Origin of the sequence: Amycolatopsis sp. NPDC049691 (assembly GCF_040675005.1) — a bacterium.
In the GTDB taxonomy this organism is placed as follows: domain Bacteria; phylum Actinomycetota; class Actinomycetes; order Mycobacteriales; family Pseudonocardiaceae; genus Amycolatopsis.
In genome coordinates, this window is the sequence record NZ_JBFANX010000016.1 from 79,437 (window position 1) to 103,513 (window position 24,077).

At 71.6% G+C, this 24,077-nt stretch carries 24 protein-coding genes; 13 read left to right on the forward strand and 11 right to left on the reverse strand.

Going from position 1 to position 24,077, the window contains the following annotated elements:
• Positions 1-20 precede the first annotated feature (20 nt).
• The gene (locus tag AB0J40_RS31530) at positions 21-725 is read left to right on the forward strand and encodes a TIGR03089 family protein (RefSeq protein WP_364460099.1); all 705 of its coding nucleotides are present in this window, start codon (positions 21-23) and stop codon (positions 723-725) included.
• Here the strand turns inward: AB0J40_RS31530 and AB0J40_RS31535 are convergent.
• A complete protein-coding gene (locus AB0J40_RS31535; protein WP_364460102.1) occupies positions 722-1,162 on the reverse strand; it encodes a DoxX family protein in 441 nt (146 codons plus the stop codon). The two genes, AB0J40_RS31530 and AB0J40_RS31535, sit on opposite strands and share 4 nt — an antisense overlap.
• 259 nt (positions 1,163-1,421) lie before the next feature.
• Between AB0J40_RS31535 and AB0J40_RS31540 the strand changes: the two genes are divergently transcribed.
• On the forward strand, positions 1,422-3,275 hold the full coding sequence (locus tag AB0J40_RS31540) for a translation factor GTPase family protein (RefSeq protein WP_364460105.1): 1,854 nt from the start codon (positions 1,422-1,424) through the stop codon (positions 3,273-3,275).
• Here AB0J40_RS31540 and AB0J40_RS31545 read toward each other — a convergent pair.
• Complete coding sequence (locus AB0J40_RS31545) at positions 3,272-4,087, reverse strand: DUF1206 domain-containing protein (RefSeq protein WP_364460506.1); 816 nt, start codon at positions 4,085-4,087, stop codon at positions 3,272-3,274. The genes AB0J40_RS31540 and AB0J40_RS31545 overlap by 4 nt on opposite strands.
• 137 nt (positions 4,088-4,224) lie before the next feature.
• On the opposite strand from AB0J40_RS31545, the gene AB0J40_RS31550 reads away from it, so the two are divergent.
• Entirely contained in the window at positions 4,225-4,620 is a 396-nt protein-coding gene (locus tag AB0J40_RS31550) for a hypothetical protein (protein ID WP_364460108.1), read from the forward strand.
• Here AB0J40_RS31550 and AB0J40_RS31555 read toward each other — a convergent pair.
• The 3 genes from AB0J40_RS31555 to AB0J40_RS31565 form a co-directional block, all read right to left on the reverse strand.
• Entirely contained in the window at positions 4,617-5,042 is a 426-nt protein-coding gene (locus AB0J40_RS31555) for a hypothetical protein (RefSeq protein ID WP_364460111.1), read from the reverse strand. The genes AB0J40_RS31550 and AB0J40_RS31555 overlap by 4 nt on opposite strands.
• A 68-nt stretch (positions 5,043-5,110) precedes the next feature.
• On the reverse strand, positions 5,111-6,040 hold the full coding sequence (locus tag AB0J40_RS31560; protein ID WP_364460114.1) for an alpha/beta fold hydrolase: 930 nt from the start codon (positions 6,038-6,040) through the stop codon (positions 5,111-5,113).
• A 622-nt stretch (positions 6,041-6,662) separates the two neighbouring features.
• Entirely contained in the window at positions 6,663-7,820 is a 1,158-nt protein-coding gene (locus AB0J40_RS31565) for an acyl-CoA dehydrogenase family protein (RefSeq protein ID WP_086857850.1), read from the reverse strand.
• Between the two features lie 110 nt (positions 7,821-7,930).
• On the opposite strand from AB0J40_RS31565, the gene AB0J40_RS31570 reads away from it, so the two are divergent.
• A complete protein-coding gene (locus AB0J40_RS31570) occupies positions 7,931-9,649 on the forward strand; it encodes an AMP-binding protein (protein ID WP_364460118.1) in 1,719 nt (572 codons plus the stop codon).
• Here AB0J40_RS31570 and AB0J40_RS31575 read toward each other — a convergent pair.
• Positions 9,587-10,597 carry an Lrp/AsnC family transcriptional regulator gene (locus AB0J40_RS31575; protein WP_364460121.1) on the reverse strand — a complete coding sequence of 337 codons (1,011 nt, stop codon included), beginning with the start codon at positions 10,595-10,597 and terminating at the stop codon, positions 9,587-9,589. The genes AB0J40_RS31570 and AB0J40_RS31575 overlap by 63 nt on opposite strands.
• A gap of 108 nt (positions 10,598-10,705) precedes the next feature.
• Here AB0J40_RS31575 and AB0J40_RS31580 point away from each other — a divergent pair, with 108 nt between their 5' ends.
• A complete protein-coding gene (locus AB0J40_RS31580) occupies positions 10,706-11,389 on the forward strand; it encodes an SDR family NAD(P)-dependent oxidoreductase (RefSeq protein ID WP_364460124.1) in 684 nt (227 codons plus the stop codon).
• A gap of 4 nt (positions 11,390-11,393) precedes the next feature.
• On the opposite strand, the gene purE is transcribed toward AB0J40_RS31580, so the two are convergent.
• From purE to AB0J40_RS31605, 5 genes are all read right to left on the reverse strand, one after another.
• Positions 11,394-11,891 (reverse strand): 5-(carboxyamino)imidazole ribonucleotide mutase, encoded by a 498-nt coding sequence (purE, locus tag AB0J40_RS31585; protein ID WP_364460127.1) that lies wholly within the window; start codon positions 11,889-11,891, stop codon positions 11,394-11,396.
• A 14-nt stretch (positions 11,892-11,905) separates the two neighbouring features.
• Complete coding sequence (locus AB0J40_RS31590; protein ID WP_364460130.1) at positions 11,906-13,090, reverse strand: 5-(carboxyamino)imidazole ribonucleotide synthase; 1,185 nt, start codon at positions 13,088-13,090, stop codon at positions 11,906-11,908.
• Positions 13,091-13,103: 13 nt separating this feature from the next.
• Positions 13,104-14,309 carry a glycosyltransferase 87 family protein gene (locus tag AB0J40_RS31595; protein WP_364460133.1) on the reverse strand — a complete coding sequence of 402 codons (1,206 nt, stop codon included), beginning with the start codon at positions 14,307-14,309 and terminating at the stop codon, positions 13,104-13,106.
• Positions 14,284-15,627 (reverse strand): glycosyltransferase 87 family protein, encoded by a 1,344-nt coding sequence (locus AB0J40_RS31600; protein ID WP_364460136.1) that lies wholly within the window; start codon positions 15,625-15,627, stop codon positions 14,284-14,286. Before AB0J40_RS31600 ends, AB0J40_RS31595 begins: the two co-directional genes overlap by 26 nt.
• Before the next feature lie 71 nt (positions 15,628-15,698).
• On the reverse strand, positions 15,699-16,532 hold the full coding sequence (locus AB0J40_RS31605) for a GGDEF domain-containing protein (protein ID WP_364460138.1): 834 nt from the start codon (positions 16,530-16,532) through the stop codon (positions 15,699-15,701).
• A 269-nt stretch (positions 16,533-16,801) separates the two neighbouring features.
• Between AB0J40_RS31605 and AB0J40_RS31610 the strand changes: the two genes are divergently transcribed.
• From AB0J40_RS31610 to AB0J40_RS31645, 8 genes are all read left to right on the forward strand, one after another.
• The gene (locus AB0J40_RS31610; RefSeq protein WP_364460141.1) at positions 16,802-18,985 is read left to right on the forward strand and encodes a sigma-70 family RNA polymerase sigma factor; all 2,184 of its coding nucleotides are present in this window, start codon (positions 16,802-16,804) and stop codon (positions 18,983-18,985) included.
• A gap of 10 nt (positions 18,986-18,995) precedes the next feature.
• Positions 18,996-19,493 carry a GtrA family protein gene (locus AB0J40_RS31615; protein WP_364460144.1) on the forward strand — a complete coding sequence of 166 codons (498 nt, stop codon included), beginning with the start codon at positions 18,996-18,998 and terminating at the stop codon, positions 19,491-19,493.
• A 38-nt stretch (positions 19,494-19,531) separates the two neighbouring features.
• Positions 19,532-20,059, forward strand: a complete 528-nt coding sequence (locus tag AB0J40_RS31620) for a GtrA family protein (protein ID WP_364460145.1) — start codon at positions 19,532-19,534, stop codon at positions 20,057-20,059.
• Positions 20,060-20,078: 19 nt separating this feature from the next.
• The gene (locus AB0J40_RS31625) at positions 20,079-20,300 is read left to right on the forward strand and encodes a GNAT family N-acetyltransferase (RefSeq protein ID WP_364460509.1); all 222 of its coding nucleotides are present in this window, start codon (positions 20,079-20,081) and stop codon (positions 20,298-20,300) included.
• A 207-nt stretch (positions 20,301-20,507) separates the two neighbouring features.
• Positions 20,508-21,809 carry an MFS transporter gene (locus AB0J40_RS31630; protein WP_364460148.1) on the forward strand — a complete coding sequence of 434 codons (1,302 nt, stop codon included), beginning with the start codon at positions 20,508-20,510 and terminating at the stop codon, positions 21,807-21,809.
• Positions 21,806-22,660, forward strand: coding sequence for an NAD(P)H-binding protein (locus AB0J40_RS31635; protein ID WP_364460150.1), 855 nt, complete (start codon positions 21,806-21,808; stop codon positions 22,658-22,660). Before AB0J40_RS31630 ends, AB0J40_RS31635 begins: the two co-directional genes overlap by 4 nt.
• An 18-nt stretch (positions 22,661-22,678) precedes the next feature.
• On the forward strand, positions 22,679-23,323 hold the full coding sequence (locus AB0J40_RS31640) for a response regulator transcription factor (protein WP_086677051.1): 645 nt from the start codon (positions 22,679-22,681) through the stop codon (positions 23,321-23,323).
• Between the two features lie 118 nt (positions 23,324-23,441).
• Positions 23,442-24,074, forward strand: a complete 633-nt coding sequence (locus AB0J40_RS31645; protein WP_364460512.1) for a response regulator transcription factor — start codon at positions 23,442-23,444, stop codon at positions 24,072-24,074.
• Positions 24,075-24,077 lie beyond the last annotated feature (3 nt).

Genomic DNA, 24,077 nt, shown 5'->3' on the forward strand with positions numbered 1-24,077 from the left:
CCGCGCTTTAGCCTGTCCACATGAGCCTGACCGACGAGCTGCTGCGCCCGCTGCCGGCCGCGAAACCGTTGATCACCCACTACGACGACCAGCTCGGCAGCCGCGTCGAGCTGTCCGTGGCGACGACCGCCAACTGGGCGGCCAAGACGGCCAACTGGCTGACCGAGGAGTTCGACGTCGAGCCGGGCGACGCCGTGGCCGTGCAGCTCCCGGCGCACTGGCAGACCGTCGGCGTCCTGCTCGGGGCGTGGTGGTGCGGGGCGCGCGTCGTGACCGAGGGCGCCGGCGCGCGGGTGGCGTTCGTCGGGCCGGACGACCCGGAACCGACCGGCGCCGCGGCGACGGCCGTCGTCACGCTCGACCCGATGGGCCGCGGGCTGGCCGAGCCGCCCGGCGGCGGCGCGTTCGACTACCTGTCGGAGTCGCGCACGGCGGGCGACCAATACAGCCCGCTCTTCCCGATCCCCGGCGACACGGGCGCGCTCTTCGAGTCCACTGTGGACGAGGTACTGGCCGAAGCCCGTGCCCGCGCGGCGAAACTGGGGCTCACCGCGGACGACCGGGTGCTGTCCACCCGGGACTGGAGCGGGCCGGACGGCATTCTCGACGGCCTGCTCGTCCCCCTCGTCGCGGGTGCCCACCTGGTCCACATCAGCAACGCGGACCAGGCCAAGCTGCCGGCCCGCCGTGCTGCCGAGCGCACCACGGCGGACCTCCCGGCCTAGGCGTTCTGCAGCTCCCCGACCTCGGCTTCACGGCGCGCCCGCCTGCGCCCCCACAGCAGGTGGTCCAGCGACAGCCGGCCGCCGTTGAAGCCGAGGGCGAGGCCCGCCAGCGCGAGCACCAGGACCAGCTCGTAGCCGCCCTGGCCGGTCAGGCCGTTGTCGATGTGCACCGAGAGCAGCGCGCCCACCGAAATCACGACGTACCCGATGCCCACCAGCGGCATCAGGAACCCGACGATGAAGGCGACCGAGCCGAGGATCTCGACGGTCATCGCGAAGACCGCGGCGACCGTGGGCAGCGGGATGCCCGTCATCTCGAAGAACTTCGCCGTGCCGTCGATGCCGTTGTTCCACTTCTGGAGCCCGTGCGCGAGGAAGACGACCGCGACGCCGATCCTCCCCAGCAACAGCGCCACGTCCTTGACTCGTCCGAACATCGGTTTTCAGCTCCCCGGTGGGTGAATTTTCAACTGACCCGCCCCAAGTTAGGGCCCCGCCGCGCTTGATCGAAGCTCCGGAGGGTGATCGACAGGGAACCGACAGGGACCGGTTGTGACGTCAAAAACCGGTTGGCGAGGGCCGGGACGAGCGCTACCTTCGCCCTGACCTGCGCCGACGACCGTGAGGAGATCCCGATGCGCCGACAGACCGTCCTGCCCGGCCTGTCACCCGCATCACAAAGGACCTCCCACGACCGTGAAAACCCTGAACATCGGCATCCTCGCGCACGTCGACGCCGGTAAGACCAGCCTGACCGAGCGCCTGCTCTTCGAAGCGGGCGCCATCGACCACCTCGGCAGCGTCGACGGCGGCGACACCCAGACCGACTCGCTGGAGCTGGAACGCCGTCGCGGCATCACCATCCGCTCCGCGGTGGTCTCGTTCCTGGCCGGCGACACCCGGATCACGCTGATCGACACCCCGGGCCACTCGGACTTCATCGCCGAGGTCGAGCGCGCGCTGCGCGTGCTCGACGGCGCCGTCCTGGTGGTGTCCGCCGTCGAAGGCGTCCAGGCCCAGACCCGCGTGCTGATGCGCACGCTGCGCCGGCTCGGCATCCCGACGCTGATCTTCGTCAACAAGGTCGACCGGATGGGTGCCCGCGACCAGCTCGCCGACATCCGCGCGAAGCTGGCGCCGCGGGCGTTCAGGCTGCACGCCACGTCCGCCGACGAGCTGGGCGAGCTGCTGGCCGACGGCGACGACGCGTTCCTGGAGTCCTATGTGGACGAGCGCGTCGACGAGGCCGGCCGCCGCGCCGAGCTGGCCCGCCAGGTCGCGCGGTGCCTGGTGCACCCCGTCCTGACCGGCTCGGCGATCACCGGCGCCGGTGTCGCGGACCTGGTGGCGGCGATGACCGAGCTGCTCCCGGCGGCCGAGCGCACCGGCGCCGGCCGGCTGGCCGCGACGGTGTTCAAGATCGACCGCGGCCGCGCCGGCGAGAAGATCGCCTACGCGCGCCTGCATTCCGGCTCACTGGCCGCGCGGCAGCGGATTCCGTTCTACCGCGGCGAAACCGAGCTGACCGGCCGGGTCTCGGCGGTCGAGGTCGCCGGCGACGACGTGGCGCTCGCCGGGGACGTGGCCCGGATCCGCGGGCTGCGCGAGGTCCGGATCGGCGACCGGCTCGGCTCCCCCGGCACCGCCCGCGACGGCGTGTTCGCGCCGCCCAGCCTGGAGACCGTGGTGCGGCCGGTCCGGCCCGAGCAGGCGGCGGCGCTGTTCACGGCGTTGACGCGGCTGTCCGAAGAGGACCCGTTGATCGACGTCCGCCGCCGCGGCCACGACCTCTCGGTGCGCCTCTACGGCGAAGTGCAGAAGGAGGTGCTGCGCTCGATGCTGGCCGAGGGCGCCGGCATCGACGTCGCGTTCGAAGAGACGCGCACGCTGTACGTCGAAAAGCCGATCGGCGCCGGGGAAGCGGTCGAGGGGCTGGATCCGGCGCAGCGGCTGTACTTCTTCGCGACGGTCGGGCTGCGCGTGGAACCCGGTCCCGGGGTCTCGTTCGGGCTGTCGGTCGAGCTGGGCGCGCTGCCCCTGGCGTTCCACAAGGCGATTGAGGAAACCGTGCACAGCACGCTCGAGCAGGGGCTGTACGGCTGGGAGGTGCTCGACGTCGCCGTCACGCTGACGCACACGGCGTTCTTCAGCCCGCTCAGCGCGGCGGGCGACTTCCGCAAGATGACGCCGCTGGTGCTGATGGCGGCGCTGAAGGAGGCCGGAACGCGGGTGCACGAGCCGGTGCACCGGTTCGAGCTGGAGATCCCGGCGAACGCCGTGAGCGCGGTGCTGCTCAAGCTCGCGCAGCTGCGCGCGGTGCCCGGCGAACCCGTCGTCGGGCCGTCGTCGTGCACGCTGCACGGCACGATCCCGGCCGAGCACGTCCACGCGTTCGAGCAGGCGCTGCCCGCCCTGAGCCAGGGCGAAGGCGTCTTCCTCAGCGAGTTCGCCGACTACCGGCCATACCCGGGGCCGCCGCCGACGCGGCCGCGGACCGGCGAGAACCCGCTGGACCGCAAGGAGTACCTCGCGCGGGTGGCCCGGCGTTAGCGCTTGTGCGCCCAGGCCGCGCCGAAGCAATACGCGCCGAACGCGGCCAGGCCGAGCGCGACGACGGTGAGCAGCACGGTGCCGAAGGGCTGGGCGGCGAGCGTCTTGAGCGCGGCGTCCAGCCCGCCGGCCTTGTTCGGGTCGGCCTGGAACCCGGCGATGGCGAGCAGGATCGCGACCACGGTGAATACGACGGCCTTGGCGAGGTAGCCCGTGGTGCCGAGCCAGCCGATCCAGCGCTTGCTCTTCCCCGGCAGCTCGCTCGTGTCCAGGTCCTCGAGGAACTTCTTCTTGGCGCCCTTCACCCCGGCGGCGATCGCGACCCCGAGGACACCCGCCGCGGCGATGACCACCAGCGCCCGCCCGAACGGCAGCTTCAGCAGCTCGGCGGTGAACTCCTGCTGCTTCTGGCTGCTCGACCCGCCGCCACCGCTGCCGGTGGCGATCCGGAAGGCGGTGAAGCCGAGCAGGATCACGACGACACCGCGGGCGGCGGCGCCGATCCGCTTGCGCGTCCGCTTCCCGCCGCTGACCCACTCGTACCCCGTGGCGGCCATCAGGAACTGCCAGAGGCCGAACAGGACGAGGCCGACGGCCACGATCCACAGCAGGACCTGGCCGAACGCCGTCGAGCCGATCTGCTGCAGCGCGCCCTTCTGGTCGGCCTGCTCGCTGTCGCCGAAGGCGACCTGGACGGCCAGCCAGGCGATGACGAGGTGCACGACGCCGTAGCAGGCCATGCCGACCCGGCCGAGCAGCTGAGCGGTGTTGCTCTTTTCGCCCCGCTGGGCGTCGGCCTCGGTCCGGTGCACGCCTCTTTCGGCCTTCGCCTCGGCGCGGTTGGCGCCGTCTGATGTCCGGTTCATGCCTGCTCAGGTACCCGTTCCGGGCCCTGATCGGCTGGGCCAAGCGGACTAATCACTTGCTGTGCCCGTGGCACGATCGCGGGGTGAACGCGCGATTGGTCGGCTACTGGTCGGAGTCGGAGCTGTACCCCGGCTCACCCGAGTACACCGAACTCGGCTTCCGCGCCGACGGCACGGGCTGGCAGTACTGGTCGAGCTGGAGCACGGAGTTCGCCGTCCACCGCTTCGACTGGGCGGAACCGCGCCCGGGCAGGCTCGCCGTCCGGCTGCGGATGGAACTCGACGGCACGTGGTCACTGGACGGCTCCGAGGTCGCCCACCGCGTCGAGCGCCGGCAGCACGTCGACACGCTCGTCGAGCTCGCCTGGGCCCTCGAGCCGGGCCCGGAGCTGACGCTCGACCGCCCGCTCGACGAGTTCCTGGGCGGCACGCGGTTCCGCCCCGTCGAGGGCGGCGGAGCGGACCCGACGCTGGCTTAGGCGGGGCGGCGCCGGACCTCGTCGAGGCGCGCCCAGCCGCCGTTGACCGCGAGCAGCGTCAGCACCTGCTCGGCCTGCTCGGCGAAGCGCGCGAGGTCGTCGTGCAGCAGGGCGGCGCGTTCGCCGTCGAGCTGCTCGAAGTCGTCGAACCAGAGCGAAATCGCCGAACCCGCCGTGACGGCGAGCCCCTGGGTCAGGCTGAGGAACCCGGGCGACGGCTCGGCCGCGGCCGCCCGGTAAGCGGTTTCGATCTCGTCGCAGGCGGCGAGCAGGTCACGCAGCTGGCGGACGGCGCCGGCGGGCGTGCCGTCCCAGGCGGCGGTCGGCCAGGCGCGGTCGGACAGCTCGAGCCACAGCCGCCAGCCGGCGACCAGCTCGGCTTCGTCGTGGGGCGTCCAGGACGCCGGAACCGGCCAGTACATGCTTCGAGGGTGACACCGCCGGGGCGCGAATCCGCCCCGGCGGTGGGTTATGTCTCATGTGGCGAAACTCAGCTGATCACCGGCGGCACGGGCACGCAGGGCGGCGTCTTGGCGTGGGCGGGATCGAGCGCGTTGAGGACGAGCCCCTCGGCGACGGGGTCGTAGGTGATGCCGAGGTGGTCGGTGAAGTCGAGCCCGCAGACGTTCTGCAGCAGGATGTTCTTCACGTTCGGCTTCGGCGCCAGGAAAGCACTGGTGTAGGGCGTGACGACGTCGTCGTACCGGGTCTGGATGACGGTGTACTGGATGCCGTCGACGGTCTCGCCACCGGCGTTGAGGTCGGTGAGGAAGTCCGAGCCGACGGCCTGTTCGTTACAGGCCTGGCAGACGGTCCCGAGCGCGGCAGGCACGCCGGGGATCATTTCGAGGGTGCTGAGCAGCCCGAAGAGGTCGGTCCCGTGGTTGGACGGCGAGAGCCCGACGAGCCGGCCGATCTTGTCGGCACCGCCGAGGTACTTGATCCAGTACCGGACGTTCATCCCGCCCTGCGAGTGCCCGACGACATCGAGCTTGGCGGCCCCGGTGGCCCGGAGGATCTTGTCCCCGAAGTCGGCAAGCGCTTTCGTGGTGTCGGCGACGGGCCCGACGGTCTGCAGGAAGGCACCGGGCGCCCCACCGAAGTTGCCGGCAAAGACGCAGTACCCCGCGTTGGCGAGCTTCCAGGAGAGGTTGGCCCAGTTTTCGTAGGCGTTGGCGGTGGTTCCGTTGGAGAGCAGAACGGGATTGGGATGCCGGGCAGAGGGTTTGCAGTTCCAGTCGTTCGCCCCGGGCGGCGCGATGGTGGGATCGGCCAGCGAGTAGGCGGCGGCCGTGAGGATGTTGGGCTGCACGGGCCCGGTGGGTTCCGTCTCGGCCGCGTGCCCGGTACCGGCCCCCAGCGCGAGCGCCGCCACCGAAGCGACGGCCGCCGTGAGCCACCTGCGCGTCATTGCGCCCATCCGTTTCACCTCTCTGTGAACCGATGGTGATCCGCGTCACCGAAGACTTAACGCGCGAGTAACTTGTCCGGACACTCCCCCTGGTGGGTCATTTTCTTTCGCGAGCCCACCTGGTAGCACGCCTTGCGGCGAGGGGCGGAGGTCCGGAAGACTGGAGGCCGGGTAGCCAGTTCTGGCGCGACGGTGTCCGACGTACGGCTTGGTGGCCGAACCCTCGACGGAGCCCGCCACGCGTGACGTGGTTATCCAGCGTTGCCGGCAATCCACGGCTCTCGGTGAGGATCCCACCGAGAGCCGTGGGCCGCGAAGGGGCGAAGAGACCCAGACCTCCCCGCAACCCCGATCCGAAGCCCGAACACGGCCGGCGGTGCCGGGTCAAGGCACGCTTTCCCGCCTTGACCCGGTACCGCCGGCCGTAGTCACAATCGGGCATCGGGGTGGCGAAGCCCAACTGGGGATTAGGAGTGGCGAAGCCACCGGGGCTCCGGGGGGCGGGCCACCCGGCCTCAGAGGTGGCGGAGCCGCCTGGGCTCAGAGGCAAAGCCAGCCCAACCCCAACGCCCCACCCACAAAACGGCCCCCAGCGCGGTATCGCGCCAGGGGCCGCCGAGCCGTCCCGAAATCAGCCCTTGAGCAGAGCCCGAGCCATGACAACCTTCTGAATCTGGTTCGTACCCTCATAAATCTGCGTGATCTTGGCGTCCCGCATCATCCGCTCAACGGGGAAGTCCCGGGTATACCCAGCCCCACCGAACAGCTGAACCGCGTCGGTAGTGACCTCCATAGCGATGTCCGACGCGTAAGCCTTCGCGGCCGAAGCCATGAACCCGGCCCGCTTGTCCCCACGCTCCGAAGCCGCCGCCGAGGCGTACACCAAATGGCGAGCCGCCTCGATCTTGGTCCCCATGTCGGCCAGCATGAACTGGACACCCTGGAACTCGGCGATCGCCTTGCCGAACTGCTTGCGGTCCTTCACGTACGCCACCGCCGCGTCGAGCGCGCCCTGGGCGATGCCCAGCGCCTGCGCTCCGATCGTCGGGCGGGTGTGGTCCAGCGTGCGCAGCGCCGTTTTCAGGCCCGTGCCCGGCTCGCCGATGATCCGGTCCTCCGGGATCGTGCAGTTCTCGAAGTAGATCTCGCGCGTCGGCGAGCCCTTGATGCCGAGCTTCTTCTCCTTCGGGCCCACCGAGAAGCCCGGGTCGTCCTTGTGCACGACGAACGCCGAGATGCCGTTGGCCTTCTTCTCCGCGTCCGGGTCGGTCACCGCCATCACCGTGTACCAGGACGACTCGCCCGCGTTGGTGATCCAGCACTTGGTGCCGTTGAGCACCCAGTGGTCACCGTCGAGCCGGGCGCGCGTGCGCATCGACGCCGTGTCCGAACCCGCCTCGCGCTCCGACAGCGCGTACGACGCCGAAGCCTCGCCCGACGCGATCGACGGGAGCACCAGCTTCTTCACGCTCTCCGAACCGGACAGGATGATCGGCTGCGTGCCGAGCTTGTTCACCGCCGGGATCAGCGACGCCGACGCGTCGACCCGCGCGACCTCCTCGATCACGATGCAGGCGCCGACGGCGTCCGCGCCCTGGCCGTCGTACTCCTCGCCGATGTGGACGGCGTTGAACCCGGACTTGACCAGCGCGTTGTACGCCTCGATCGGATAGCGCTCGTTCTCGTCGACCTCGGCCGCGTACGGCGCGATCTCCTTCTCGGCCAGAGCCCGGACCGCGGCCCGCAGCTCCTCGTGCTCCTCGGCAAGCTGGTACAGGCCGTCGGTCACTTCCGGTCACCTTCTCTACGACGTCGGGAGAGTCTCGCTCGATGTTAGCGCTCGTTCACCGACCGGCTGCGTCCTTGTGTCGCGGACCGCAGAATTCGTAAGGTCGAGTGATGCCGCTCACCGCGCCGACGACGCCGCCCGGTTTGCCCGCCTCCCTCGACTACCCCGAAGTCCCGGTCGGTTCGATCCTCGCCGCGGGCGCCGCGCGCTGGGGCGACCGGACGGCCTTCGCCCACGACGGCCGCAGCCTCACCTTCACCGAGACCTACCGCGCGGCCTGCCGCTTCGCCCACGCACTGCGGGCCCAGGGCATCGGCCGCGGCGACGTCGTCGCGCTGCACCTGCCGAACTGCCTCGCCTTCCCGGTCGCCTACTACGGCACGCTGCTGGCCGGGGCCACCTTCAGCCCGGCCAACCCGCTGCTCCCGCCGGACGACCTCGCCTTCCAGCTCACCGACTGCGAGGCCGCCGCCGTCGTGACGTTCGGGCCGGTCGCGGGCGCGCTGGCGAGCGTCGCCGACCGGATCCCGGCGCGGCTGACCGTCGTGGTCGGCCCGGCCGGCGAGCTGCCCGAGGGCGGTTTCGAGTTCGAGGCGTTCCAGGCCGGCCAGCCGGAGACGCGGCCTTCGGTGGACATCGACGTCCACGAAGACCTCGCCCACCTCGCCTACACCGGCGGCACCACCGGCCGGTCGAAGGGCGTGCGGCTCACGCACCGCAACGTCGTGGTCAACACCCTGCAGCACTCGTGCTGGGGCAGCGGCTCGGTCCCGGCGCTCGACGAGCACGGCGACGTCACCCTCGACCAGATCGGCAGCGAGGACGAGTGGCCGACGCGCCTCGGCACCGGCGTCGCGATCAACCTGACGCCGTGGTTCCACGCGATGGGCATCATCGGCGGCCTGAACGCGGCGGTGATCGCCGGCACGACGATCGTCCTGCACTCGCGCTTCGACCCGCCCGCGTACGTCGCCGACGCCGAACGTCTGCGCATCACCGGCATCGGCGGCGCGCCCGCGCTGTTCGCCGCACTGCTCGCGACGCCGTCGTTCCACACCGCGGACCTGTCTTCGGTGCGCTCGATCGGCTCGGGCGCCGCGCCGATGAACCACGCGATGATCAACGCGCTGCGCGAGCGGTTCCCGGGCGTGGTGGTCAGCGAGGGCTACGGCCTCACCGAGGCGACGATGGGCGCGGTGATCTCGCCGACGTACACCTCCGGCACGCGCAAGGTCGGCTCGGTGGGCGTCCCGATCTTCGACACCGAGGTCAAGGTCGTCCCGGCCGAGGGCGGCGAGGACCCGCTCCCGGCGGGTGAGAAGGGCGAGGTCTGCCTGCGCGGGCCGCAGATCATGCAGGGTTACCGCAACCGCCCCGAGGAGACGGCGGCCGCACTGGTCGACGGCTGGCTCCACACGGGCGACATCGGCATCCTCGACGCGGACGGCTACCTGTCCATTGTGGACCGCAAGAAGGACATGCTGCTGTACAAGGGGTACAACGTCTTCCCGCGCGAGCTGGAGGAACTGCTGATCACGATGCCGGGCGTCGCGGCGGCGGCCGTGGTGGGCCGCCCGGACACCGAGGTCGGCGAGCTGCCGGTGGCGTTCGTCGTCCCGCGCGGCTCGCTGGACGCCGACGAGCTGATGGCCGCGGTGAACGAGAAGGTGCTGCCGTACAAGCGGTTGCGGGAGGTGCACGTCGTCGAGCAGATCCCGGTGTCCGCGGCCGGGAAGGTGCTCAAGCGGCAGCTGCGCGACCGGCTGTCAAGCCAGCCGGTCACCGGACAGGCGGGTGCCGGCCTGCTTGACGTGCCGCAACAGGGGTGAGACCTCCAGGCTCTGCACGCCGGCGAGCGAACCGATCCGGTCGGACGTGAACTCGAACAGCTCGTCGAGGTCGCGGCAGTGCGCGACGGCGTGGAGGTTGTGCGGCCCGGACACCGCCGCGGCGAAGGCGATCTCGGGTTCCCGCGCCAGCGCGCGCCCGACGCTCTTGACCGCCGACGGGTGCACCCGCAGCCACAGGTTCGCCCCGGCGCGGTAGCCCAGGGCCGTCGCCGCCAGCTCGACGTCGATGTGGACGACCCGCCGGTCGACCAGCGTCCGCAGCCGCCGTGCGACGCGGCCCGGGGTCAGGTTCGCCGCTTCGGCGAGGTCGACCAGGGGCGCGCGACCGTCCACAGCCAGGCCGTCGAGCAGCTTTTCGTCCTCGCGAGTCAGCTGGACCGGCTCGCGGGCGACCACCGGCGACTCCGTGAACGGCGGGGCGCCGCCGCCGAGTGCCGCTTCCTGTTCCTCGCTCAACGTGCCGCGCAGGGCGACCCAGTAGTGGCCGCGGCCACCGACGAACTGCCGCAGCATCGCCGCCGCGTGGATGTCCAGGACCGCCGCCGTCCGCGGGAGCCGCCTGCCGAGCAGGTCGTCCCGGTCTTCGCGGGACCGCGAGCGGACCGCGCACGTGATTTCCGAGCCCCCGGCGCACAGCGCGACCCAGCTGACGTCCTCCCGCTTCGCGAGCCCGTCGGCGATCGCCTCGGCGGCACCCGGCCGGCAGCGCAGCCGGAGCATCCACTTGCTCTGCCCCAGCGCACCCGGATCGACGATGCCCGCCACGCGGACGACGCCGTCGGCCCGCAGCCGCCGGTACCGCCGGGCGACAGCCGCCTCGGTGACCCCGAGCACGGCCGCGATCGAGGCGAACGACGCCCGCGGAGCGACCTGGAGCGCCCGGATGAGACGCACATCGTCGGGCTGAACATCGACGGATTCGGTCATCGGACCTCCCGGAATCGAGGCGATCCTACGAAACCACGCTTTGCCCGCGCCAAGGTAGCGCCACCGGGTCAACACTCGGATCACAAGACCGAACGAAGGGAACAGCCCATGCAGACCGCCTTCATCGCCGGCGCCTCCCGCGGCCTCGGCCACGCGATCGCCGCCGAACTCGCCGCCCGCGGGTGGCACGTGATCGGCACGGTCCGGGACCCGGCCTCGCGCACTCCCCTGCACGACCTGGCGGACAGGTCGGACGGGCGCGTCGAGATCGAACACCTCGACATCGCCAAGCCCGAGCAGCTGCCGCCCCTGCACGACCGGCTCGCCGGTCGCCGCCTCGACCTGCTCTTCGTCAACGCGGGCACCGCGAGCAACCAGGACACCCCGATCGGCGCCGTCTCGACCGCCGACTTCGTCGAGGTGATGGTGACCAACGCGCTCAGCCCCATGCGCGTGATCGAGGCACTCGAAGACTTCGTGCCCCCGGACGGGCTCATCGGGGCCATGTCGTCCGGGCAGGGCAGCATCACGAACAACACGACCGGCTCGCGCGAGCTCTACCGGGGCAGCAAGGCCGCACTCACCATGTTCATGCGCGGCTACGCGGCCCGGCGCCCCGACCGGAGCCTGGTGCTGCTGGCTCCCGGCTGGATCCGGACGGCTCTCGGCGGTCCCGAGGCGCCGTTCACGCTCGAGGAGAGCGTGCCGAAGATCGTGGACGTCCTGCTCGCCAAGCACGGCAAGCCCGGCCTCGACTACCTCGACCGCAACGGGGACACCGTCCCCTGGTGACCCGTCAGCGGCCGGCCTTGGCGCGCAGCGCCGCGTCCTTGTCCAGGACCAGCTTCTCCAAGTCCTGCTGGAACTTCGCCATCTTCGCGCGCAGACCCTCGTCCGACGCCGCCAGGATGCGGACCGCCAGCAGGCCCGCGTTGCGCGCGCCGCCCACGGACACCGTCGCCACCGGGACGCCCGCCGGCATCTGGACGATCGACAGCAGCGAATCCATGCCGTCCAGGTACTTCAGCGGGACCGGAACGCCGATCACCGGCAGCACCGTCGCCGAGGCCACCATGCCCGGGAGGTGGGCCGCACCGCCCGCGCCCGCGATGATCACCCGGATTCCGCGGGCCACCGCCGACGTCGCGTAGTCCAGCATGCGCTGCGGGGTGCGGTGCGCCGAGTACACGCCCACCTCGTACTCGACGCCGAACTCGTCCAGCGCCGCGCCGGCCGCCTCCAGCACCGGCCAGTCCGAGTCGCTGCCCATGATCACGCCCACCTGCGGCGCCATACCCGATACTCCCGTCAGTGGATCTCGTAGCCGTCGAGCCAGACGGCGTGGGACAGCCAGTGCGCCGACAGCAGCGCGCGGTTGCGCAGGTCGTCCATGCGCTCGCCGGTGAAGTTGACGTGCCCGAGCTTGCGGCCCGGCCGCTCCTGCTTGCCGTACAGGTGCACCCGCACTTCCGGGTACCGCGCGAACAGGTGGTGCAGCCGCTCGTCCGGCCCCATCTTCGGCAGTTCGGCCGCGCCCAGCACGTTCGCCATCACGCACGCCGGCGCGATCAGGTCCGTCCGGCCCAGCGGGTAGTCGAGCACCGCACGCAGGTGCTGCTCGAACTGGGACGTGCGCGCGCCGTCCATCGTCCAGTGCCCGGAGTTGTGCGGGCGCATCGCCAGCTCGTTCACCAGCAGCCCGGTGTCGGTCTCGAACAGCTCGACCGCGAGCAGCCCGGTGACGTCCAGCGTCGACGCGATCCGCAGCGCCAGGTCCTGGGCCTCGTGCACGCGCGAGTCGGACAGCCCCGGCGCCGGAGCCAGCACCTCGGTGTTGATCCCGGCGGACTGCACCGTCTCGACCACCGGGTACGCCGCGCCCTGGCCGAAGGGCGAGCGGGCGACGAGCGCGGACAGCTCCCGCCGCATCGCCACCTTCTCCTCCACCAGCAGCGCCGTGCCCGCTTCGAGCAGCTCCGGCACCGTCTCGCGGGCGTGCTGCGCGGTGTCCAGCATCCAGACGCCGCGGCCGTCGTAGCCGCCGCTCGACGCCTTCAGCACCACCGGCCAGCCGTGCTCGCCGCCGAACGCCACCACGTCGTCCACAGTGGACACCTCGGCGAACGCGGGACCCGGCACGCCGAGCCCGGCCATCATTTCGCGCATCACCAGCTTGTTCTGCGCGAAGCCGAGCGCCGCCGGCGCCGGCCGGATCGCATAGCCCTCCATCGCCAGCGTCAGCAGGTGCTCGCCCGGCACGTGCTCGTGGTCGAACGTGAGCACGTCGACCGACGCCGCGAACTTCCGCAGCGCGTCGAGGTCGGTGTGGTGCCCCAGGGTGACGTCGCCCGCGACGAGCCCCGCCGCCTCGTTCTCGCTCGCGGCGAGCACGCGCAGGGACTGGCCGAGGGAGATCGCCGCCTGGTGGGTCATCCGGGCCAGCTGGCCGCCGCCCACCATGCCCACGACGGGCAGACCGGTGTGTTTGTCCATAGCGCCGATCAGCCTAAACGGTCACCAGGCCGGTCGACCGCCGGACCAGGCGAAGCTCACGCGCCGCCAGCCCCACGATCCCGGCCGCCGCCGCGAGGACGTACACGTTGCCGAGCACCGACCAGCCCAGGCCCCAGCCGAACTCCGTGTCGCCGCCGTTGGGCACCAGCATCACGATCTGCGAGACGAACAGCAGCGCGACCGCCGCCGCGGCCCACCACCGCGCCTTCACCACCAGCAGCGTGAGCAACGGCACGCACCAGACCCAGTGGTGCGACCACGACACGGGCGACAGCAGCAGCCCGTAGAACGCCGTGACGAGCAGCGCGCCCGCGTCCTCGCCCCGCCGGTGCAGCCGCACGACCAGCCACACCGCGGGCACGGCCAGCGCCGCCGCCACCCCGACCGCCACCGCCAGCGACCAGGGAGCCAGCTCCGAAGCCCGGTTGACCAGCCCGTTGAGCGACTGGTTGAAGATCCAGTGCACCGACCCGACCCGGCTCGGGTCGGTCGCCGAATCCCGCCAGAACCGCGCCGCGTCGACCGGGATGATCGCGAACATCACCGCTTCGAGCGCGACGAACGTGCCCAGGGCCCGCAGCCCGTCCTTCCACCGGCCCGTGAAGAACAGGTGCGGCACGAAGATCAGCGGGGTCAGCTTGATCGCCGCCGCCACGCCGATCAGCACCCCCGCCCACCGCGACCCGCGCAGGGAGAGCACCAGGACGTCCAGCACCACGAACGCCATCAGTATCAAGTTGATCTGCCCCAGGAACAGCGTCTTCCACACCGGCTCAAGGACCAGAGCGGCGGCCGTTCCCGCCGGCAGCGCCCACCACCTTCTTCCCAGAAGGGATGCGCGCCCCGGCGACGACGAGACCACCGTGATGACGACGATAAGGGCGACCACCGACAAAAACGCGATCACGCCCCACACCAGGCCGGCGGGCACGAGCGCGAGCGGCAGGAACAGCGGCGCGGCGGCCGGCGTGTAGGTGAACGGCAGCCGCACCCAGTCCGGCAGCGCGGTCAGCACGTCCCGCGTGTACAGCGGATCGCCGTGCAGCAGCGTCAACGCACCGGCGCGGTAGACGGCGCTGTCCGCGCCCAGATGCCACCCCGACAGCCAGGCGACGACGCCGAAGACCAGCACCAGCAGCGCGATCAGGCCGGCCGGCAGCCGGCCGCGCGCCTCAGACCCCGGCCGGGACGTCGACATCAGCGGCCGCCTTCTTCCGCGCCCGCCGCTGCAGCCCCCAGCGCAGGATCAGCGCGAAGGCCAGCACGACCGGCATCAGGATGTAGGCGTCCCCCAGTACGTTCTGCCACACCTTCCAGTGCAGCTCGACGTTGCGGCCGTTCGGCAGGATCAGCAGCACGCAGCTGACGAACACGAAGGCCACCAGGCCGGTCCCGACCCAGCGCTTCCACGCCGTCTTCGGGGTGGTCTTCGGCAGCCGCGAGACCAGCAGCACGATCAGCGGGATCACCCACACCCAGTGGTGGGTCCACGAGATCGGCGAGATCAGCAGCGTCCAGAACGCGGTGACGAGCAGCGCCGCCAGCGCCTGGCCCTTGCGGTGGAACCGGATCAGCAGCCACAGCGCCGGGATGGCGAGCAGGAACCCGATGCCCATCGCCGCCTTCGACGCCCACGGCGCGAGGTCGGTGGCCCGGTTCATCAGCGCGTTCAGCGACTGGTTGCCCGCCCAGTGCACCGGCCCGATCCGGCCGGTGTCCGGCAGCGTCACGGTCCAGTACTTGGCGGCGTCGTGGGCGTTGACCAGGAACATCAGGCCCTGCAGCACGACGAACGTCGCGAAGCCGCGGATCGCGTCCATCCGGCGGCCGGTGACGAACAGGTGCCCGAGGAACACCAGCGGGGTGAGCTTGATCGCCGCCGCGACGCCGACCAGCACGCCGCCCCACCTGCTGCCGCGGGCGCCGATGACCAGCATGTCCAGCAGGATCATGGCCATCAGGATCAGGTTGATCTGGCCGAGGAAGATCGTCCGCCAGACCGGCTCCAGGCCGAGGAAGACCAGGAAGAACACGATGGTCGACCGGGCGGGCGAGGCCCACCAGCGCGGCCCGTCCGCGGCCGGGCGGGGCAGGGCGCCGATCGCGATCCGGATCGACAGCGCCATCGCGGCCAGCGAGACGGCGGTGATCAGGCCCCAGGAGATCTGCGTCGGGAACGCGGCGAGCGGCACGAAGATCAGCGCGGCCGTCGGCGGGTAGGTGAACGGCAGCAGCGCCCACCACGGCTCGGGGGCGAGGGTGTTGGCGTCGTAGAGCGAGTCGCCGTGCAGCAGCGTGAGCGCGCCGGCCCGGTAGACCGCGCTGTCGACGCCGAGCACCCAGTCGTGCTGCCAGCCGTAGATGCCGTACCCGATCGCGACCAGCGGGATCACCGCGAGGATCAGGATCGACCGCGGGCGCACGGACAGGCGGGCGAGTGACTTCCGCAGGGCCAGGCGGTACTGGGGTCCGGCCGCGATCGCGCCGTCGACGTCGGTGGGTACGGTCCGGGTCACCTCACCAGGAAATCATGACCCGCGCCATCCAGGTCAGAAGGGTCCGGGCGGAACCGGACTTTTCGCCCGTTCTACACCCGTGCGAGACGCACCAGCAGGTCGCAGGCCATTTCGTGGGTGGCGGGCAGGCGCACGGCGGACACGCGCGGCCGGCCGATGTCGGCCAGCTGCGAATCGACGGACAACCGCTCGTGCAGCGCCCTTCGCAGTGCGACGCCGTGCGAAGCGACGCCCTCGTCCTTCGGGACCAGCGCGGCGACGACCGACGGCCCCAGCGAAGCGACGCTCTGCCCGCTGTCGAACACCGCCCGCAGCGCGTCGGCGACCAGGATCATCCCGGTCAGCCGCGGGAACCCGGCGATCGCGCTGAGGTCGAGCGAGACGACCAGCAGGACGTGGTCCTCGGCGGCGGGCCGTTCGCGCGCGGCCGCGGCCTGGTAGACCTCGGCGAGCCGGGTGCGCAGGTAGGCGGCCGAGGGCAGACCGGTCAGCGGGTCGGTGACCTCGGTGTGCGCGAGCTGGTCGGTGGCGACGTCGGCCCAGGCCAGCGCGGTGGTCCGGACCAGCCGCGCCGGAGTGGCGTCGACGTCCGGGGAGACGAAGCCGTCGTCGCCGTGGCCGAGCACCGCGTGCAGCGCGGCCAGGTCGGCGAGGGTTTCGGCGAGGCCGGCGCCGGCCGCCGCCCGGGCCCTGGCCAGTCCGGCCAGTGCCGTTTCGGCGGCTTCGACGCGCCCCTTGGCCAGCACCGTCGCGCAGACGGCGTCGACCTCGGGCAGCGCCCAGTCGCTGGGGAAGCGCCACCCCGCGGCCAGGCTGGCCGTGCGCCAGCGGGCCCGCAGCGCGCGCAGGGCGCGGTCGGCGGGCGGAGCGTCACCGGGACCGGAACGCGCAGCCGGAACGTCCACTGGCCCCCTGTCCCTTTCATCCGGTCCGTTTCGATCTTGCTCGGTGCTTCACGGTGAGGACGTGCCCCACCGGATCCCGTGACGCGTACTCGCGAGTTTTGTTAAGAAGCTTTTCCACGGCGCGACCCGGGGATGGGTGATTTTGCTCCGCCGTCGGAGTCAACACCCCGACCACCGCGTGACGGCCCGGGGTGGGTCAGTCACACTTGTCTCGCGCCCCGGACCGGCCTGTAATGGCAGGTCCTGGCCCTAACCGACCGAGGAGTGCCGTGTCCACCGTTCCCGCCGATCTCAGCGGAAAGAGTGACGCCGAGCTGATCGCCGAGGTCCGCGCCGGGAAGATCGAGTCGTACGGGCCGCTCTACGAACGCCACACCGGCGCGGCGCACAACCTCGCTCGTCAGCTGGCCCGATCGAGCTCCGAAGCCGACGACCTCGTGTCCGAGGCGTTCGCCAAGGTGCTGGACACGCTGCGTGGCGGCAAGGGCCCGGACACAGCCTTTCGGGCGTACCTGCTGACTGCGCTGCGTCACACCGCGTACGACCGCACGCGCAAGGAACGCCGGGTCGACCTCAACGAGGACATGACCGACGTCTCGTCCGAGGCGCTGACCGTGCCGTTCTCCGACACCGCCGTCGCCGGGCTCGAGCGGACGATGGCCGCCAAGGCGTTCGCGCGGCTGCCCGAACGCTGGCAGGCGGTGCTCTGGCACACCGAGATCGAGCAGCAGAGCCCGGCCGAGGTCGCGCCGCTGCTGGGCCTGACCGCGAACGGCGTCTCGGCGCTCGCCTACCGCGCCCGCGAGGGCCTTCGCCAGGCGTACCTGCAGGTCCACCTGCAGGAAAACGCCGAAGAACGCTGCCGCGCGTGCGCCGAGCGGCTCGGCGCGTGGACCCGCGACGGACTGTCCAAGCGCGAACGCAACCAGGTCGAGAACCACCTCGACGAGTGCGAGAACTGCCGCGCGCTGGCCGCGGAGCTCGCCGACGTCAACGGCGGGCTGCGCGCGATCATCGCCCCGATCGTCCTGGGCGGCGCGGCGCTCGGCTACCTCGCGACCATCGGCGCGGCCAAGGCGAGCGCGGTCACCGCAGCGACCGCCGGGGCGGCCGCCGGTGCCGCCGCGGCCGGGGGCAAGGCGGGCGCGGCCGCGGGTGCCGCCGCCGCGGGACCCCGTCAGTTCGCCGGGGTCGCCGCCTCGGGCACGGCGGTCATCGCGGCCGTCGTCATCGCGCTCACCGCCGGCGGCGGGGCGCAGGAGATCCCCGTGGCGGCCCAGCAGCCGCCGCCCGCGGCCCAGCCGGTCCAGCCGGTCCAGCCGCCGGCGCCTCCCGCGCCCCCGCAGCCCCCCGCTCCGCCCGCGCCACCGCCGCCGCCCGCGGCGCCGGCGGTCGAGCCCCCGCCGCCCGCGGTCGAACCACCCGCGCCGGCCCCGCCGCCCCCGGCCCCGCCCGCCCCGGCCCCGCCGTCGATGTCCGCGACGACCCCGCCGGAGGGCGTCGAGCTCACCCCCGGCTCCGCGGCGAACCTGCCGATCACCGTCCGCAACGACGGCGGCAGCCCGTCCGAGCCGGTGGCCGTCGCGCTGAAGCTGCCGCCGGGCGTGCACGCGGTCGACACCGGTGGCGGCGGCGCGCCGATGGCGTTCGCCCAGGACGGCGCCCCGATCTCGGTGAACTGCCCCGGCGGCGACGGCACGGTGACGTGCCGGACCGGCACCGGCCTGCAGCCCGGCCAGAGCGCGACGCTGAACTTCCGGCTCCAGGCCGACGAAGACGCCCAGGGCGGCACGGTGACCGGGTCGGTCACCGCCGGCGTGCAGATCAACGTCTCGGTGAGCGTCAAGGTCACCGTGAAGCAGCCGCCGGACGCGGTGGTCCTCGAAGCGCAGGGCGACGGGCTCTCGGCGTTCCCGTGGACCCGCAACCCGCTGGTCTACGTGCGGGTCCGCAACACCGGCGAGACGACCCGGCCGGTCACGGTCACCTTCGACCACCCGCTGTGGCAGTGGTGGAGCCTGCGCGGCTTCCCCTGCACGACGACGTCCGAAGGCGCGAGCTGCACGACGAAGAGCGCGGTCGCCCCCGGCCAGCACGTCAACCTGTGGGTGCGGCTGAAGGGCCGTCCCGACGACGGGCGCGTCACGATCAACGCCCAGCTCGGAAAGGCGTCCGCGGCGCCGGTGACGATCGACTTCGGCTGCTACCACCACTGGTGCGGCAAGGACCCGCTGCCGACGTCGACCTCGCCGTCGACGACGCCGACGAAGCCGAAACCGACTTCGCCGAAACCGTCGTCCACCCCGCCGACCACGACGTCGGAGACCGAGCCCACGGTCGAGCCGCCGACGTCGTCGACCACGACCAGCGCGCCGCCGCGGCCGAGCACCAAGCCGGGCAACCAGCCGCCGACCGTCACCCCCGAGAAGGGATTCGGCTGGCTGACCGGGTAGCGTCCGCGCGGTGCGCGAGCTGCTGAAGAAGCATCGCGAGCTCCTCCGCTTCGCCGTCGTCGGCGGGATCAGCTTCGTGATCACGATGTCCGTCAACTACGGCCTGAAGTTCACCGTGCTGCGGACCCACCCGGTCACGGCGCTGATCGTCGGCGTCCTGGTCGCGACGATCTTTTCCTACGTCGCCAACCGCGAGTGGTCGTTCCGCACCCGCGGCGGCCGCGAGCGGACGCACGAGGCCGCGCTGTTCTTCCTGTTCAGCGGGATCGCGCTGGGCCTCAACGCGCTGCCGCAGTGGTTCTCGCGGTACGTGCTGGACCTGCAGGCGCCGCGGTTGTCGCCGTTCGGCGTCGAGGTGGCCGACTTCGTCAGCGGGATCGTCATCGGCACGCTGCTGGGCACGGTGTTCCGCTGGTGGGCGTTCAAGAAGTGGGTGTTCCCCGACGAAGGCGCGCGGGTGCTCGAGGTCGTGGAAGATCCGGACATTCAGGACCGCGAGGCCGCCTGAACCACAGGTCAACGCGGTGTGCTCCTAGACTGCGTGGTGTGACCGTTGTGGAAACCGTGCTGAAGCGCACGCCGGAGCCACTGCGTTCGGTGCTGATCAAGCACCGGGAGCTGCTGAAGTTCGCGATCGTGGGCGGCACGACCTTCCTGGTCGACAACGGGGTCTGGTACCTGCTCAAGCTCTCGGTGCTGGAGTCGAAACCGACCACCGCCAAGGCGATCGCCATCATCGTCGCGACGATCGTGTCGTACATCCTCAACCGCGAGTGGTCGTTCCGCACCCGCGGCGGCCGCGAGCGCCACCACGAGGCCGCGCTGTTCTTCGTGATCAGCGGGGTCGCGGTCGTGGTGAACCTGATCCCGCTGTACGTGTCGCGGTACGTGCTGGACCTGGAGGTCCCGCACGTGACGCGGCTGGTGCAGGAGGTGGCGGACTTCGCGAGCGGGTCGATCATCGGCATGCTGCTGGCGATGTTCTTCCGCTTCTGGGGGTTCAAGAAGTGGGTGTTCCCGGACGAGCTGGGCGAGCGCCGTCGTGACACCGGCGACGTGACCCGCCTGCGCTGACGCCTGCACCTACCGGTGGATCGTCGAAGGCGACCGGGTGCTCGGCGGCATCGCGCTGCGGCACGGCTTCGGCGAGTTCGTCCGGCAGTTCGGCCACATCGGCTACGGCGTCCGGCCGTCCGCGCGCGGTCGCGGGGTGGCGAGCTGGGCGCTCGGCCGGATGCTCGGTGAAGCGCGGACCCTCGGCGTGTCCCGCGTCCGGCGGTACTGGATCGAAAACTACTTGTCTTCCGACATGTAGTTGTCTACAGTCATCCTCGTCAATGTTCCTTCGTGAGGACGCCGTCCGGGTTCGGCCGGGCGAGCGGGACGATTCGAGGTGGTTTCCGAGCGCGAAGAGGTCGCACCTGCCCCGCGGGTGACGATGGAACCTTTTCCCGACTCGACGGGACGTGCGTGAAAGCACGTCCGCATCTCTCGTCCCTTCTGCCGAAACAAGGACTTCTTCTTGAGCACGACCGCGCTGAAACGCGCCCAGAATCCGGCCATTGCCGGGCTTTTCCTGTCCGTCTTCCTCGCGATGCTCGACGCCCAGGTCGTCGCCACCGCACTTCCCCGGATCGCCGCCGACTTCGGCACCACCGGGACCTACGCCTGGGTCACCACCGCCTACCTGCTCGCCGGGAGCGTCACCGCTCCGCTCTACGGCAAGCTCGGTGACGTCTTCGGCCGCAAGCGCGTGCTCCTCGGCGCGCTCGCCCTCTTCCTGCTCGGTTCGCTCGCCTGCGGGCTCGCGCCGTCGGCCGCGACGCTCGTCGCCGGGCGCGTTCTGCAGGGCGCCGGCTCCGGCGGCCTCTTCGTCTCCGTCGGCGCTTCGCTCGGCGAGATGTTCACGCCCCGCGAAGGCGCGAAGTACTTCGGGTGGTTCTCGATCTGCTTCGCCGTCGCGTCGCTCGCCGGGCCCGTCGCCGGCGGGCTGCTCACCGAGGTCGCCGGGTGGCGGTCGATCTTCCTCGTCAACCTGCCGCTCGGCCTGGTCGCCGTCGCCCTCCTGCGGAAACTCGACCTGCCGAGACGACGGCGGGACGCACCTTTCGACTTCGCCGGTGTCGTCCTGCTCGGCTGCGCCATCACCGGGTTCACCCTGCTCACGCCGTGGTCAGCCGCGCTCGGTGCCGTCGCCGCCGTCGCGTTCGTGCTCGTCGAACGCCGGGCCGAAGCGCCCGTCCTGCCGCCGAGGCTCTTCCGGGACCGGACGTTCACCGTGTCCGTCCTGCTCAGCGTGCTCGCCGGGTTCGCGTTCCTCGGCTCAGTCAACTACATCGCCGTCTTCCTGCAGCAAGACACGGGACCGGCCGAAGGCGGCCTCCTGCTCGCGCCGATGACGCTCGCCGTGGCCGCTTCCTCCGTCGTCGCGAGCAAGGTCATCGCCCGCACCGGGCACTACCGCTGGGCCCCGCGGCTCAGCATGGCGCTCGGCCTGCTCGCCGTCCTCGGCCTGCTGACCGTCGACGGCCTCCCGGCGACCGTGGCCTGCCTGGTCGTCTTCGGCCTCGCGGCCGGGCTCAACCTGCAGGTGCTCGCCCTCGCCACGCAGAACACCGCGCCACCCGAAGACCGTGGCGCGGTCGCCGCCGGCGTCAACCTCGCCCGCGCGCTCGGCTCGAGCCTCGGCCCGGTCGCGCTCGGCTTCGCCTACACCGCCGGCGCCCACGGCGTCTTCCTCGCCCTGCTGCCGGTCCTCGCGCTCGCCCTCGTCACGGCGTTCGCACTCCCCCACGTCCCGCTCAAGACAGGAAACTCCCGATGATCTTCGTCCTCGGCGCCACCGGCAAGGTCGGCCGCGCCCTCGTCCCCGCCCTGCTCGACGCCGGTGCCGCCGTCCGCGCCCTGACCCGCGACCCGGCCAAGGCCCGCATCGACCCGCGCGCCGAAGTCGTGCAGGCCGACCTGGACACCGCCGATCTGCCCGCGCTGCTCGAGGGCGCCGACCGCGTCTTCGTGCTGACCCAGGGCCACAGCGCCGACCGCGAAGCGGCGGTCGCCCAGGCCGCCGCCCGCGCCGGCGTGAGCCACCTCGTCAAGCTGTCCACCACAGGTGTCCACTTCGGACAGAACGACCCGATCACCCGCGCCCACGCCGAAGCGGAGCAGGCGGTCCGCGAAGCCGGGCCGGCCTGGACGATCCTGCGGCCCGGCGCGTTCATGGACAACCGGTTCGCCTGGCTCGGCTCGATCCGCGACGAGAACACCGTCTACGTGCCCGAGGGCGACCCCGCGTCGGCGCTCGTCCACGTCCGGGACGTCGCCGCGGTCGCGACCCTCGCCCTCACGACGTCCGGGCACGAAGGCGCGACCTACGAACTCACCGGCGGTGAAGCGCTCACCACCGCCCGGCAGGTCGCGATCCTCGCCGAAGCGATCGGCCGTCCGATTGAATTCGTCGAAGAACCGGAAACCGCCGCGCGGGAACGCATGCTGCGCCGATTCGGCTGGCCCGCCGAAGCCGTCGACGGATTCTTCGCGTTGAAGCGGGAATCCGCCGAGTGCGAACACGTCGTCTTCGACACCGTCGGACGCCTGCTCGGCCGGCCGCCGCTGACCTTCGCGAAATGGGCACGTGAGAACGCGGCCGCATTCACCTACCATTACGGGGGGTGACAGCGGGGAGGTGACCGGATGGGTCTGCGCGTGCTCGTCGTGGACGACCACCCGTTGTTCCGGTTCGGCGTGTGCACGCTGCTGGACGCCGAGCCCGAGATCGAAATCGTGGGCGAGGCGGCCAGCGGCGCTGCGGCGATCGAGGCCGCGGGCGCGCTGCTCCCCGACGTCGTGGTGATGGACCTGCACCTGCCCGACCTGTCCGGGATCCAGGCGACCCGGCACATCGCGGCCGTGAGCCCGGACACCGGCGTGCTGATGCTGACGATGGCCGACGAAAGCGAGTCGGTCTTCGCGGCGATGCGCGCCGGTGCCCGCGGCTACCTGCTCAAGGACGCCGAGCCGGACGAAATCATCCGAGCGGTCCAGGCGGTCGCCCGGCGCGAAGCCATCTTCGGCCCCGACATCGCGAACCGCGTGCTCGGCTTCTTCAACCAGCCGCCGCCCACGAGCGAGCCGGTGTTCCCGGAGCTGACCGGGCGCGAGCGCGAGGTCCTGTCCCTGATCGCGGCCGGGCACAGCAACGGCGTCATCGCGAACACCCTCTGCCTGAGCCCGAAAACGGTGCGTAACCACATTTCCAACGTCTTCGCCAAACTGCACGTCGCCGACCGCGCCGAAGCGATCGTCCGGGCCCGGGACGCGGGACTCGGCCGGTCCTGACGGGCACCCCACCGGGCAATCCGGGACGCCGGTCCCATGCGCTCGGGACACCCGAGCGGGCACTGTGGGAAGGGTGAGGGGTGGAAACCCTCGCACCGTTCGAGGGGAATGGGTGACGATGTTCGAATCCGACAGGACGCCGGTGGTGGTCCGCGCCACCGATCCGATCCTGCACAACGGCGTCTGCATGGCGCTGCGTTCACGCGACGAGGTCCGGGTGGTCGACGGGGAGGCGGCCGACTCGGCCATGGTCGCGCTGCTGGTCGCCGACCGGCTCGACGAGACGATGACCCAGCTGCTGTCCGCGCTGCACCACCAGGGCTTCACCCGCATCGTGCTGATCGCGGGCGAAGTCGACGACAACGAGATCCTGAACGCCGTCGAGCACGGGGTCTGCGCGGTCGCCCGCCGCGCCGACGCCGGGCCGGAGGTGCTCGTCCGGCTGATCAAGGCGGCCGCGGCCGGGGAGGGCGCGCTGCCGCCCGACCTGCTCGGCCGGCTGCTGAGCCGGGTGTCCCGCCTGCAACGCCAGGTGCTCCAGCCGCGCGGCCTGCACCTGGGCGGGATGAGCAACCGGGAGACGGAGGTGCTGCGGCTCGTCGCGGCGGGGTATTCGACGCAGGAGATCGCCGACCAGCTGTGCTACTCGCAGCGCACGGTGAAGAGCATCCTGCACGACGTGACGAACCGGTTCCAGCTGCGCAACCGGTCGCACGCGGTCGCGTACGCACTGCGTGAAGGGTTGATCTGACCC